We start from the raw sequence: 14,175 nt of genomic DNA, 5'->3' as shown, positions 1-14,175 counted from the left end.
TTTGTGCATGCGTTTACTTAGCTAAATGAATTAAGTTAAATATTAAAAGGAATTTTTTGTGCAAGCTCTTATGAAAAATAGATATCAAAACATTGTATTATTTATTTGTTTTATAGTTATTGCTTACGCCTATATCACGGAAAAAACGTCCATAGCGGTTGCAAGTTTCGGTGTTTTTATCTTGTTATCGTTTATAAGTTTGAATACATTTAATAACTTCAAAAATCAAACTTTAAGCATAAAACTATTAAGCATAGCGTTTGTGTTTAGTGCTATCGGGCCTTTTCTGCTGTTTAATATGTCTTTACCAGCCAATACCGCTTTTTTTTATTTACCTGCATTATTATTAATCATCATTTATTGCAAACAAGCATATACAGCGGGTCAATACCAAACACTCAAAACTTATATAAAGAGCGTTCAAGCGCATAAAAAATTGATTTTTATAGTTACTTTTTTTATGTTCCTGCCTTCAGCATTTTTAGCTGAGTCAGCAAAGGTTCTAATATTGCACACGGGCTCGCTTTGCGTGTATCTATCAGTTCTGCTAATAAATAAATAAACTAATAAACAAGACACCCACTTTTATTTATTTGTTTTACACCTACTGCTTATTTTAAAATTATCTGATCAACAATTAGACAGTTAATATGGCAACGGCACGTAAAAGACAGGTGAGTCTGGTTGATACCAAATATTATCACTGTATTTCACGCTGTGTTCGGCGGGCATTTTTGTGTGGTGATGATAGGGTAACAGGTAAAAACTATGAACATCGCAGACAATGGGTAGAAGATAAGCTGCTAACGCTTGGCAAAGTATTTTGTATCGATGTATGTGCTTATGCTGTGATGAGTAATCATACGCATATTGTGTTGTATGTCGATGATAAAAAAGCGAAGCGGTTGAATGATAAAGCCATACTTATACGTTGGCATAGGTTATTCAAAGGCACGCCACTGACGCAACAATATCTACAAGGCGATAAGCTCGATAAGGCTCAACAGTTCTTTTTAAATCGCACAATTGCAGATTATCGTGAACGATTAGCGGATATCAGTTGGTTTATGCGTGTCCTCAATGAAGATATCGCCAGAAAAGCCAACAAAGTAGACAACTGCAGCGGGCGATTATATTCGCTGCCATCCATGGCGCTCACCCTTCGGGCTGCCTAGTGGCATTAAAATTCATTCCAGATGAATTTTTGGGAAGGACGCTTTAAATCTCAAGCACTTTTAGATGAAGCAGCATTAGCGGCTTGCATGGCGTATGTTGACCTCAACCCCATCAGAGCGAAAATGGCCAACACACCAGAAGACTCAGACCATACCAGCGTTCAAAAACGCATAAACGCCGCCAAAGACGCCAAACAACCTAAATCACTCGCCCGTTTTGCCGGAAGTCCCACAAAGCACCCACCTAAAGGGCTACCATTTGAGCTAATGTCGTATTTAGAGTTAGTTGAATTAACAGGCTGCTGTATGCGAGAAGGTAAACGCGGATACATAGAGCAACAAATACCGCCACTTTTAGCGCGATTAAATATTCTGATGCTCACTACACGCTTTACTAAGATGTTTAAAGGAGCGGTTGGACGACCCAATAAGCTTGGTGGCTACTATGCCCATTTAGAAAGAAAGCGGCGAACCAACATCAGCCAGTGTGAAAAGCTGCTGGGCTAAATCACCAATCAACCCTAAACAGACAACCACTCTAAGATGCTGACTAAGTAGATAAAACTGCGCCTGCCACTGCGTTGTCGAGCCCCAAACCTTCGAATAAAACCAAACAATAATCGATTGAGATACTTTTTGTGTGAAAATACACATGTATTGGCACTGTACGTTTGTTTTTTGATACTTTAACAGTGGGTGTCTACGTCATTCTATTATCCTGTTGTGAATAAGAATCCGTTGTGATCTGCTTTAATCCCAGATTCATTAATAATTACTTATAAGTGTCTGTTTACATAAATAAAATACATTGGCATTATAAAGTGGCACTTTCTTTAAAATCGCGAGTTTGCATGCTGGTATTTTTTTGAAAGTAGTGAGGTACATTTCGATAAATTTACAAAATAAGGATATATATGGGACGTTATATTGAAAGCGCGCTTACTCAGGGTGAGAATATTATTTATGAGGGTAAGACAAGTGTATGGTCTTTGCTGCCATTATTAGTATTAGGCTTATTTACTATTGTTTTATCTGGTATTGGAATTATTTTTTGGATCATAGCCGCAATACGCTATTTTTCAACAGAACTTGCTATTACGAATAAACGAGTTATCGCAAAATTTGGCTTCATTAGTCGCACAACAATAGAAATTAATATCCAAAGAATTGAGAGCATTCAGGTTAACCAAGGAGTTCTTGGTCGGTTCTTAAATTTTGGCTCGATCATTGTATCAGGTGCTGGTAACCCGCAAGCACCTGTGCCCGGTATTTCTGACCCTTTAATCTTTCGTCGAGAGTTTTTAAACACGCAAGAGCAGTTATCAAGTTCGACAATGTCCGTTTAAAAAAGCCAATTATTCAATGATATTTTTGATGTGTTTATTTACGAGTGGTGTGTTTGAGATATTTTGTTTTGAATGCATTAAATCAAGGTAAGTAATTAATATTAAAATTTATTTTGTGAACAATATATGGCGTATATCAGATCAATACGGACATTTTATTCATGTACAAAGTTAACACACATGGTTTTACCCTTATAGAGCTAATTATTGTCATTGTTATTTTAGGCATATTGTCGGTGACTGCAGGCCCGAAGTTTTTAGGTATGCGCTCGGAGGCGATTATTTCAACGTCTGAAAGCCTTAAAGGGGTGATAAATAACGCTTCAACTTTGGTATATATGAAAGCGGTAATTGCGGGTGTCGAAAAGTCACAGTCGGCATCAATCACTATCAACGGTCAGACTATTGAAGTTGTGTATGGCTACCCGGCAGGTACAAAAAACGGGATCAGTGCAGCGATTGAATTTGACGAAGGGGATTGGGCTAATAATCAGCGAGACAGCGATTGGCACAGTCGCGCGAGCATTTTTCCTGGTGCATGGGTGTATTGGCATGGCAGCTTTACTCAAGATGCAGGAGCGCTGCAATGCTATTTGCGTTATCGTCAACCTGTGGCCGTTAATACTAAGCCTATTATTGATTTTGAATTTAGAGATTGTTAACTAACCTGAGCTCTGGTTAAGAGATTTAGTAACGTATTGATTTAATTTATATAAAATTCCAGACATTCTCCATGCGGAGATTTACAGGGATAACAAGACGAGTTTACGCGTCAATAGCGAGTCTATTGCAAGTAAACTCAACGTAGCTATTGTTTAAAATAGCCACTGGAGATAGATTTATTATCAAGAGTTTAGGTTAACTAGTTCCAATTTTTATTTATTCGATTAGATATAACAGTATTGGGTGATAATTGGTTTAGTTTTCCGCAGTGTTTAATTATGCTTTTTTGTTTCAATATTTGCACACTGCGGTGCCGCTTATAAAACCTAGAAAATTCCCCGTAATTTTTATGGGTGGTTTTAATGTTGTTACAAGATTTTCTCAAATAAGGTTGCTTCTGATTTTATTTGAAAAAAATATAAATAAAAACAAGCAACTAATCAGTATTTTATTTACTGTCTTTGTTATTTGGATGTAAATTTTCACTGCTGGTCAGAGCTCATTTTTGATATACTAGAAATAACTTTTACGTAGCGCCGATATTTTATATTGGCAATGCATTGTTTTATATAGGAAAACTTATGGAAGCAAATAGCGTTATTGTACGTCATTTGACGTTACAAGACATGGCTGAATTACGTGCAGCAAGTGAGTCAGTTTATTTAAATCGTGCTTTAGCAACGTGGAGTGAACCGATTGTTGAAGCATTACTCACTAAGTTTCCTGATGGTCAAATCTGTGTCTGTGTTGATGGTAAAGTAGTGGGCTGTGCTTTTTCGCTTATTATTCGTTATGACGATTTTGGTGATGACCATACTTATTCGCAAATCACCAGCAATATGACGTTTGAAAGTCATGACCCTAAAGGTGATTCACTTTATGGCATTGAAGTATTTATTCACCCAGATTATCGCGGCTTGCGCCTTGCGCGCCGTTTGTATGATGCCCGTAAAGAGTTGTGCGAAAACTTAAATTTACGCGCAATTATGGCCGGTGGCAGAATGCCAAACTACGCCCAAAATTCCGATGTTATGTCAGCTAAACAGTACATCGAAAAAGTAAAAATGAAAGAACTGTATGACCCCGTATTAAGCTTTCAATTAGCCAATGACTTTCATATCCGAAAGCTTTTAACGGGTTATTTAAGTGGTGATAACGAGTCAATGGAGTACGCAACACTTCTTGAATGGCCAAATATTTTTTACACTAAATCGGTGAAATTAATTAATGCGCCTCGCTCAGAAGTGCGCCTTGGCTTAGTGCAATGGCAAATGCGCTCGATGAAAGGCATTAATGATTTGTTCGATCAAATGGAATTTTATGTTGATGCTGTCTCGGATTACAAAAGTGATTTTGTTATGTTTCCGGAGTTGTTTAATGCACCGTTAATGGCTGAATTTAATCATTTACGTTTAACCGAAAGTATCCGTCGTTTGGCTGAATATACTGACCAAATCCGTGAGAAATTCATTGAGTTAGCCATTACGTACAACATCAATATTATTACTGGTAGTATGCCGAATTTTGTTGATGGACAGCTTTATAATTCAGGCTTTTTGTGTCGTCGCGATGGGTCGTGGGAACGTTACGATAAAATTCATATGACGCCGTCTGAGGTTAAAAATTGGTCAATGGTTGGCGGTAAAACGCTAAAAGTGTTTGATACTGACTGTGGTAAAATTGGTATTATTATTTGTTATGATGTTGAATTTCCTGAATATTCAAGGATATTAGCTGACCAAGGTATGAACATTTTGTTTGTCCCATTCTTAACTGATACACAAAATGGTTATACTCGCGTACGTCATTGTGCCATGGCGCGAGCCATTGAAAATGAATGTTATGTTGCCATTGCTGGGGCGGTCGGTAATTTACCTAAAGTAAATAATATGGATATTCAATATGCACAATCAGCGGTATTTACGCCTTCTGATTTTGCTTTCCCAACAACAGGGATTAAAGCCGAAGCCACGCCGAATTCAGAAATGACGGTAATTGTTGATGTGAATATTGATTTACTTAAACAATTACATAGCCATGGCGCGGTTCATACTATGCGTGATAGACGCCACGATCTGTACACCATTAATGTGACTGAGAAAGCCATTAAATCGTAACAGATCTTAAAATAGACACTGGCCGAGGTAAGCAACGACCTCGGCTTTTTATTGCCTCTTTACTTCCTACCTCGTTAATTAACCGCAATATTTTCTTACAAATCAGTATGTTTTTTTATTGAATGTCGGTTGCGTGAGTGTTTTTATATTTATGATATCGTTCACTTAAATACTGGGTAATTACTTAACCTGAGCTTTGGTTAAGAGATTTACTAACGTATTGATATTGAATTGGTAGATGTTTTTTCAAGTCTGTAGCCGGAAAATTTTAAGGATAACAAGGCGAATTTACGCGTCAATAGCTGACCTATTGTAAGTAAATTCAACGCCGTTAGCCTTAAAAGTAGCCGCTGGAGATAAATTTATTATCCTGAGCTCAGGTGACTTATGTTCAGGCAGCAATTTTTAAAGTGAATTGTGCTGGCCTCAGGTGTAATGGGCCAAAACCTGTTATTGAGAACTCAAACTAACTCGAAGCACACAGCAAATAAGGACGTAGACGAATGACTGTAAAAATTGGCAAAGGATTGGCTCTTGTGATGTTAGCAAGTATGGCCACGTTAACCTATGGGAATGCTCACAAAACAGGGACGATAAGCGAAGAAGCCCAGCTTGACGTGATCAATACCTTGGCATTACAGATTGAGCAACAAAGTATTGACTCACAAGTGGGTAAACGTGTTGCTGAGCACTTAACTAAACAATATAACGCTTATAAATACTTAGGGTTTGATCAACCTGCAGACTTTGCCGCTAAATTAACCCATGATCTGCAAACTGTGTTACAAGATCCTTCAATTGTGGTATCGGCAATTGAACCCGACCAATCGCCAGTTGAAAGAACTACCAAAGCCTCGAATCACATCACACTCGTTAATGATGAAATAGCACTGATTGAACTTGATTTGCACAGTACACCCGCACAAATCGATACCCTTTTTAGCCAAGTAACAGATGCTGAAGTTTTGGTATTTGATTTGCGCCACAGCCGCAGCCCAAGTAATGCCAACACCGATGTGCTAGTGTACACCGTCAGTTATTTATTTGAACAACCTACAGAGTTATATCGTATTGATAAGGCTGACAAACAGCAGGCGGAAATCATTACAACTATTGCCACGGTGAACGGTACAAAACGGGGGCAAGTGCCCGTCTATGTGCTGACCAGCGAGCAAACTGGCGCGGTAGCAGAGCGTTTTACCAGTGCCTTGCAACACCTTAAACGAGCCTATGTTGTTGGCGCGCCGACTGCAGGGCAAGTTGATATCTTTAAGCAAGTAAATCTGCACCCACATCTTAAAGTGGCATTGCCGATTGGAAAGTTTATACCTGTAAATGGTTTAACACCACCACAAAGCCAGATGCAGGGTGTGCAGCCTGACTTATTGGTAACGCCATTTTTAGCATTTCAAGAAACCCAACCACTGGCCACGCAGTCGGCGATTGAATACCGAGTGTTACAAGGACGCGGCACACCACAAGAAACCTTTTCGCAAAATAAAGCGCAGATCCATTATTCAGATTGGCGCTTTTTTGGCAATGATTGTGCGCTTGAATACCGACTTTCAGAACCTATGTACAACGCCAATAATCAACGGTATCAGTTCGCCTATCAGCTGCGTTATTACGGACACGGCAGTGCAAAAATGCGTTATAGCTTAGGCAATGCCACCGAGCAAATGACCCAACAAGCCAATTTTGAAGATAAAACCGACATAAAAAGCGCCATCACGATAGGGTTTAAGTCGTTTGAAGCCATTAAGATGAAAAGCTGCGCTGTGGTGTCATTGAGTTCATGATAAAAGCACCTCAAAGAATAAGTAAGTTGTGTTAGTAAGTAAAAAATGAATAAGACTACAGCTTAAAAGGCTTTGTTTTTAAACATTTTTTTACAATTAACTCGCCTATTTCACTTGTTCCTTAAAGGGTACGCATGTTATATAAGGTTTCATCTTTTTATTACGTATCGGCCGTCAATTATTTGGCAAAAATGAGCTGATAAAAGGTCATGCGTTATTTTTCACATTGGAGGTGGTTTTATTTATGAAGCTCAAAATTTTAAGTTTAGTTATATCATCTGTATTGTTAACCGGCTGTGGGAGTTCTGATAAAAAAAGCACACAGACCGAAGTCCAAAGTGTATTTGAGGTCCAGCCAGTAATGACGGTTGCGGGCAAGGAAGATAGCCCATTAGCTGTAGTCATTACAGCCAATAAAGTCCCTGCTGGCACAGAGACCATCGTTTTAGAATTAGTTGCTCAACCTACGCTTGGCGAAATATCGGGCGTATACCCAAATTTAAACTATGTGCCGGTGGCAGACCAATTTGGTGATGATACTTTTAGCTTTAAACTAAAAAAAGGCACTAAAGAAAGTAGTACGGTAAAAGTTAATATTACCCTTGCGGCTGTTAACGATGCGCCAGTAATTACAGGAACTCCTGTTGCTGCTGTGCAAGCGAATGAAACGTATCATTTTGCTGCAGAGGCTTCAGATATTGATTCGCAGCAATTGAGTTTTAGTATCGACAATAAACCGGATTGGGCGTCGTTTGATACTGTAACGGGAGTATTAAGTGGTATGCCTTCAAACCAGCATGCAGGTACAAACAGTGGCATTGTGATACGTGTCTCAGATGGTGAGTCTGAAGCTGCTTTACCTGCATTTGATATTGAAGTGATTGCCGTTCCTTGGGTTAAATTCGGTGATTTACCGGGTTTTGAAGGTGCGCATTTAAATACTCAGTTAACCGGTAATGATCTGTATGCGCTGACACATCATTTTGCGATAGCCTCTGCTATGTTGTGTGCAAGTGCCGAACCGAGCGCTCCGATGTTGTCATATTGGGATATTGCACAAAATACTTGGCAAAAACTGAGCTCACCGCAATCGAGTCGTTATTATTATCAATCAGAACTTGTTGATAAAAAGCTTTATCTCTTTGGTGGTACCGAGGCGTGTTCAAGTGGTGCAAATGCACAGGCTAATATGGAAGTGTTTGATACACAAGAACAAACCTGGCAAACGTTTGCAGCACCAATCTTTGCGCCGTTTAGTAATCCGCTACAAGCGAGTTGTTCATTTAACGGTGAGGTCATTGCGTTTTCTAAAAATGGTCAACAGCAACGCCTTAATCGTTTAAATACAGTGGACAACAGCTGGCAAGCAACAGAGCTACCTGAAAACTTTAATGAAATACAGCATTGTTTTAGCAAAGGTGATGCGCTTTTTGTTATCCAACGTCAAGACGAGCAATTACTGTTAAGCCAATTTGATGTGACAACTCACAGTATTTTAAATTCAGAATTAATCCCTAATTTTAAGGCCGGTGTTTATTATGACACCGCACTGACAGGCAATACGTTATACCTGTTAAGTGCAAAAAACTTTGTGCAATTTGATTTTGATTTAATGCAATGGAAAACGCTTACTGCTAATCCGTTTGCGGTTGAGGTGCAAGATACAACTAGCTATTATTTACGTGACTTTAAAACGGTTGCCTATGGTAATACGCTGCTGTCGGTCGGTGGCGCTTATACTAATCATTATGGTAAGGCGATTTATCAATATACGCCGCAATAGTTTAGTTCATTGATACTGATTTAAAAGGGCTCGCAGAGCCCTTTTTTGTTGCTGATTAGCCTTATTCATTAAACTCAATACTGGATAATACATCAATCTCAGGCTGCTATTTTTAATGTTCGCCAGCAATTGACGCGTCACTTTGTCTTGTTGGCTTTTAAAATATCTAGCTAGAGCTAGATAACTTTAAAATTTACAGTTAATTCAATGCGTTGTTAAATCTATTATCCAGAACCGAGGTTCATTAAAAATCAAGCGTCTCGCGATGTGAGCGTTTTTGAGCCTAGCCATATTTAGTTTTAATTGTAATCATTATTAAAAAATCGCAATTTCATCAATATAAAGCGGCAATTTTGGGATTTGTGGATCGGTACTATTTTTGGCATTAACAGCATGCACTTTTACATAACGTGCGCTCTGTTTACCTAACTCTAAGCTAAGAAGGGGCCCATTTATTTCACTTGCCTTTAATTGTATTACTTGTTGCCAATGTTGCTTGTCATTCGATACCCACACTGATACTGCAATGGGTGGGTGTAATTGGCGATGCCGTCCAGCATCAATGCCCATCATAATGTGCTCAAATGAGGTTGGCGTTTCAAGGTCAATAATCGCCTCTAGGTCGGTATCATAAAAAATAGCGAAGTTATCTGCGCGGTAAAACTGGTCAAAACCAAAAATACCATCGTTGAGTTTTTGTTGCCCATTTTCTTGCGCTGGGTGCGTTAAGGTGATGGATTTACCAACCGCTTTATGGTGGGCAAAACTGATTTGTACAGGCAAAGAATAGCGCGACAAGCTAGGCTCAAATAGTCGCGCACTGACACTGACAATCTGCTTTGAACTGTCAACTAACACAGGTTCACTATAAAAATGCTCCAATGTCTCATGGGCGAGTTTAACTAGAATTTGGCCATCAATTTGGCTGGTGATTGTTAAGTGCGATTGACCCGGCTTGACTTGCTTAATGGTAATGTCAGGCACTAAATGACTGAGTGATAAATGAATGTTTTGCGCTTGATAGCGAGCAAATAATTGCGGTAATTTTTGCAGGAACATAGACCAATTGCGTTGTTTAGGTTGGCTCCAAACCCCTTCTGAAAAAGCGGCAATACGTGGAAAAAGCATGTATTGGGCTTGTTGTGGTGTTTTGATGTACTCAGTCCACAGTGCGCCTTGTGCACCTAATACTAAATGATGCTGTGATGCGGGCAGTGCCGCAGGAATAGGCTCATATAAATACACGTTTTTGAGGGTGGTTAAACCATGAATTGCTTTTGGCTCAGATTGCGACAGGGATTGGTAAGCATCAAAATAAACAAATTGGTAAGGGCTCATAATCACTTGATGGCCCAGATTTGCGGCTGTTACCCCACCTTCTTCGCCGCGCCAGCTGGTGACTAAGGTATTTGGGGCTAAACCCCCATCTAATATTTCATCCCAACCGATCATTTTTTTGCCAAGCGCAGTTACTATCTTGCTGACGCGGCCAATAAAATAACTTTGTACTTGCTCTGCGCTAGTAAGTTGTTGCTCTTGCATTAGTTGCTGTACAAAGGGGCTTTCGAGCCATTGTTTTTTGATGACTTCATCGCCCCCAACATGAATATAAGGGGCAGGAAAAAGCGCTGCGACTTCTTGATAAACTTGCTCTAAAAAAGCAAACGTTTGCTCGGTTGGGCATAAAACGGCTTCAAAAATGCCAAAGTTATCTTCAACTTCAGGGCGCTCACCGCTACAACCAAGCTCTGGGTAGGCAGCTAAAATGGCGGTACTGTGGCCTGGAATGTCGATTTCAGGAATGACCATTACATGCCTTGCTGCCGCATAAGCTACGACTTCTTTAATTTGTGCTTGCGTGTAAAGCCCCTTTACAGCTGTGGTATCAAACATGGGTTGGTAGTCATAGGTGTGGCCCAATACTGTTTGATTGCGGATTGACCCAACTTCAGTGAGTTTAGGGTAAGCCTTAATTTCGATGCGCCAGCCTTGGTCATCGGTTAAATGCCACTGAAATACGTTGAGTTTATGAAAGGCGAGCCAATCAATGTAGTTTTTAATGAAGGCAATATCAAAAAAATGACGGCTAACATCAAGGTGCATTCCGCGATAGCTAAAGCGTGGGCTGTCGTTAATCACTATTGCAGGAATATCCCAACTGCGTTGATTAATGGGGTGTGTGGCATAAATATCGGGTGGAAGTAATTGTAATAACGATTGCATGCCATAAAACAGTCCGGCGCTATCAGGGGCGCTGATCACGACCTGTTGTGGCGTGACAGTTAACTGATAGCTTTCTGGTGTGGTTTGGCTGCTATCAAGTTTGTTATCAAGTTGAAAATGAATATGGTTATTGCTCACCTTTGAGCGCTTTACTAGAGGTTGTTGGTAACCGGTGATGGGGGCAACAGTTTGGTAAAACAGGGTGGCAGTGGCGTGACTTGATGCACTGTCATAACTGATTGTGGTTTGGTTATTGAATGCAAAGACACCACTTGAAACCGTGATGTGTTGCGGCTGTGGCACTATGGTGATTAAAGGAGCGGCAAACAGCCAAAAAGAGCAGGCTAATAGGCTAATGCCAGTCAAAATTTTACAGTACATCGAGAACTCCAATAGAAAAAGAAAACCCAAGCGTTGGCAGACGTTGGGTTTTTGGTTAGGTTCAAGGGGAAGTTGAACAAATTTTAAAGATACAGGTTAAAAATCAAAGGTGAGTGATGCACTGATGGTGCGCCCTAAAATGGGGCGAGCATAGTAATACTCATAACCTGCTTGTTGGTCATTAATGGCACGAGGATTGCCTTCTGTTAAGCCAATTTCATCGGTTAGGTTTGCTGCTTTAACATGTAGGCGCAAGGCTGAGGTAAATTGGTAATTTACCCCTGCATCCCATGTGGTATAGGCGGGCAATTCAAATTTATTTTCGCCATCAGAAAAACGATCGCCTAAATGATGCATGGTTAAATACACATCGCCGTTATCAAAATAATAGGTTGGGGTGATGCGCAATTGCATTTTTGGGGTGCGTTTAACTTGGTTGTTTTCCCAATGCTTAAAATCGCCTTCAAAGCCCGACATTTTGGGATCTTGTACCACACCGGTTAGCTCAATTTTTAAATCATCGGTTGCGTGCCATGCGGCTTCAAATTCGATGCCATCGGTAATGGTATCGATGGTTTGATTGGCGACTGCACCGTTACTTGATGTAAAGTTACGCTCGGTTAAATCATTAAACTTGGTACGAAATAAAGTAGCAGAGGTCCCAATGGTATCACCAGAATAACGCAGGCCAAGTTCGCTAAAGGTCAAATTCACCACATCGCTAAAGTCGGCCGTTTTACCGCTGTGGATCCCTTGGCCATGGCTTAATAAGCGCGGCATTTCAAAGGCGTCGGCATAACGGCCAAACATCGCCATGTCTTTATTAAAGGTGTAATTAAACCCGACTGTCCATGCGGCTTCGGTTTCGTTGCGGGTTTGATTATAAAATTTACTCGATGGCATATCGGCATAGTTATTGGCCATGATGTTATCGCTGTCATCACCATTGGCATTAAACGCGCCCAAAATTGGCACAGCAAATTGCGTACCTGATGCGGTGCTATCCAAATTAAGCCATTCAATACGAATACCGGCATCAAGGCGTAAATCATCGGTGGCTTGAAATTCATCATTAATAAATAAGGAGTGTGAGCTTGAAGTACCAAATGCGGTGGCTTGGCCCCAGCCCGGAGCATAACCTGTTGAACCGTTATCGGTTAACTGGCCCACAACATCACCGCTGTTATTGACCGCAACGATATCAAGGCGACGGGCATTAGAACGTACTTCAGTTAAAAATTGTGATTCCCATTTGTCAACAGGTAGGGTATCGGCATCAACATAAGCAAACAACCAACCAAAGGTAAGGTTGTTTTGCTCGCCTTCGTAAGTGAACGAGGCTTTATTTACAAACTGCTCTGCTTGGTAGCTTGAAAATAATGGGTAACTCGTTGTCACTAAGCCATTGCCATTAAGTTGGCTTGGGTCGTTAATTAATTGCTCGTCTCCCACATATCGATACATAGCGCGCACAGCACCGTCATCAGCAAAGCGGCTTAACATGCCTTGTACATCGGGTTGTGTTAAGCGCTCGTTTGCATTCATTAAGGTTGAATTATCAAAGTTGAGCAATATGTACATGTCGTTATCAAATTTTGAATAACGCCCGGCGACGTTCATTAACCAATTATCATTAAGCTCCCAATCTAAATTAAAGCCAAGGGTTGAAAATTGGGTATGCTGGCCATCTTTAAGGTCGCGTGTTACGTAATTGCCATCCGCTTTGCGATAGCTTAATAAACGTTGGTCGTTGCCAATCAAAGTGCCACTTTGTGGATCAACTCCTGGGATCCCAGTTGGATTTTGTTGATCTTGTAATGGAATTGGCACATAAAAAGTGGTGTGATCATTGAGGTGTTTGGCTGATAGCGTTAACTGGCCTTGTTCAAATTCTCGCACCAAGGTCAGGCGGACTTGGCCACCATGATCAGCTGTAAAGCCCGTATCTCGCACACCTTCAGAATGACGATAAAAACCACCGACCGCCATTTTCCAATTGTCGCTAATTGGCGTGCCGTAAAACAGTTCGGTTTTGATCATGCCGTAATCAGCAGTCGATACGCGAAGTGTGCCTTCTTCGATATCATCGGGTTTACGGGTAATAAAGTTGACCAGAGCTGCTGGGCCATTGACCGTCAGTAAACCCGATGTGCCGCCTCGTACCGCTTCCATATTTTGAATGGTGATGTCTTGGCGCTGGTAAAAATCAACCCAGACTCCATCGTACACGACAGGCAAGCCATCCTCTTCTACGCCAATATACCGAAACCCTTCACCGCCGCGTAGGCCGCGAGGTGCAACATTGTTATTGGTTTCACCGCCGGAATCTTCGACCCAAAAACCAGGCACGACTTCGAGTAAGTCGGCAGTGCCAAGGGGTTGCTCTCGTTCGAGTTGTTTTGCATCTAAGGTTGTAATGGAGACTGATGACTCAAGTTTGGTTTGGCCACGACGAGTAGTACCGGTGACGATGATTTTTTCAAGATCGAGTAATTTTTTGCCCTCTTCAGCGGGGGCATTTTGCTCGGCAGCTGCAGCGCAGCAGAGTAACGCGCTGCTGATGGCCAAGCCAAGACATGAACGATTAAAGCGTGGTTGTTTTTTTTGTTGATTAGACATGTAATTTCCCTAGTTGACGATATTAAAACCCCGATTTTTAAACTCGGTTATTTGTTAAACGCTCGGACA

The 14,175-nt window shown here is 40.8% G+C and carries 8 protein-coding genes and 1 pseudogene; 7 read left to right on the top strand and 2 right to left on the bottom strand.

Translation table 11 applies throughout. The features are described 5' to 3' along the window. Nucleotides 1-58 precede the first annotated feature (58 nt). From AC3KZC_RS20215 to AC3KZC_RS20185, 7 genes and pseudogenes are all read left to right on the top strand, one after another. Nucleotides 59-562: a hypothetical protein gene (locus tag AC3KZC_RS20215; protein WP_490577166.1), complete on the top strand. Its 504-nt coding sequence runs from the start codon at nucleotides 59-61 to the stop codon at nucleotides 560-562. A gap of 88 nt (nucleotides 563-650) precedes the next feature. Beyond that, a pseudogene (locus tag AC3KZC_RS20210) lies at nucleotides 651-1,682 on the top strand (transposase). A 407-nt stretch (nucleotides 1,683-2,089) separates the two neighbouring features. Then, complete coding sequence (locus AC3KZC_RS20205; RefSeq protein WP_490577165.1) at nucleotides 2,090-2,521, top strand: PH domain-containing protein; 432 nt, start codon at nucleotides 2,090-2,092, stop codon at nucleotides 2,519-2,521. Nucleotides 2,522-2,682: 161 nt separating this feature from the next. Beyond that, complete coding sequence (locus tag AC3KZC_RS20200) at nucleotides 2,683-3,183, top strand: prepilin-type N-terminal cleavage/methylation domain-containing protein (protein ID WP_490577164.1); 501 nt, start codon at nucleotides 2,683-2,685, stop codon at nucleotides 3,181-3,183. 582 nt (nucleotides 3,184-3,765) lie between these two features. Next, nucleotides 3,766-5,301 (top strand): carbon-nitrogen hydrolase family protein, encoded by a 1,536-nt coding sequence (locus AC3KZC_RS20195; protein ID WP_490577163.1) that lies wholly within the window; start codon nucleotides 3,766-3,768, stop codon nucleotides 5,299-5,301. Nucleotides 5,302-5,804: 503 nt separating this feature from the next. Then, nucleotides 5,805-7,100, top strand: coding sequence for a S41 family peptidase (locus AC3KZC_RS20190; protein ID WP_490577162.1), 1,296 nt, complete (start codon nucleotides 5,805-5,807; stop codon nucleotides 7,098-7,100). A 244-nt stretch (nucleotides 7,101-7,344) separates the two neighbouring features. Then, nucleotides 7,345-8,883 carry an Ig-like domain-containing protein gene (locus AC3KZC_RS20185; protein ID WP_490577161.1) on the top strand — a complete coding sequence of 513 codons (1,539 nt, stop codon included), beginning with the start codon at nucleotides 7,345-7,347 and terminating at the stop codon, nucleotides 8,881-8,883. Nucleotides 8,884-9,198: 315 nt separating this feature from the next. Here AC3KZC_RS20185 and AC3KZC_RS20180 read toward each other — a convergent pair whose 3' ends face one another. Together AC3KZC_RS20180 and AC3KZC_RS20175 are read right to left on the bottom strand one after the other, a co-directional pair. Further along, nucleotides 9,199-11,487, bottom strand: a complete 2,289-nt coding sequence (locus tag AC3KZC_RS20180; RefSeq protein WP_490577160.1) for a beta-N-acetylhexosaminidase — start codon at nucleotides 11,485-11,487, stop codon at nucleotides 9,199-9,201. Between the two features lie 96 nt (nucleotides 11,488-11,583). After that, complete coding sequence (locus tag AC3KZC_RS20175; RefSeq protein ID WP_490577159.1) at nucleotides 11,584-14,106, bottom strand: TonB-dependent receptor; 2,523 nt, start codon at nucleotides 14,104-14,106, stop codon at nucleotides 11,584-11,586. Nucleotides 14,107-14,175: the final 69 nt, after the last annotated feature.

This window comes from Pseudoalteromonas sp. J2K-J031 (assembly GCF_058197095.2).
The sequence above is the reverse complement of the archived record's forward strand: the minus strand, read 5'-3'. Positions and strand labels throughout refer to the sequence as shown.

Coding starts and splice junctions, on each gene's coding strand:
- AC3KZC_RS20175 (WP_490577159.1), bottom strand. CDS start 14,106: ATGTCTAATCAACAAAAAAAACAACCACGCTTTAATCGTTCATGTCTT.
- AC3KZC_RS20205 (WP_490577165.1), top strand. CDS start 2,090: ATGGGACGTTATATTGAAAGCGCGCTTACTCAGGGTGAGAATATTATT.
- AC3KZC_RS20195 (WP_490577163.1), top strand. CDS start 3,766: ATGGAAGCAAATAGCGTTATTGTACGTCATTTGACGTTACAAGACATG.
- AC3KZC_RS20185 (WP_490577161.1), top strand. CDS start 7,345: ATGAAGCTCAAAATTTTAAGTTTAGTTATATCATCTGTATTGTTAACC.
- AC3KZC_RS20200 (WP_490577164.1), top strand. CDS start 2,683: ATGTACAAAGTTAACACACATGGTTTTACCCTTATAGAGCTAATTATT.
- AC3KZC_RS20180 (WP_490577160.1), bottom strand. CDS start 11,487: ATGTACTGTAAAATTTTGACTGGCATTAGCCTATTAGCCTGCTCTTTT.
- AC3KZC_RS20190 (WP_490577162.1), top strand. CDS start 5,805: ATGACTGTAAAAATTGGCAAAGGATTGGCTCTTGTGATGTTAGCAAGT.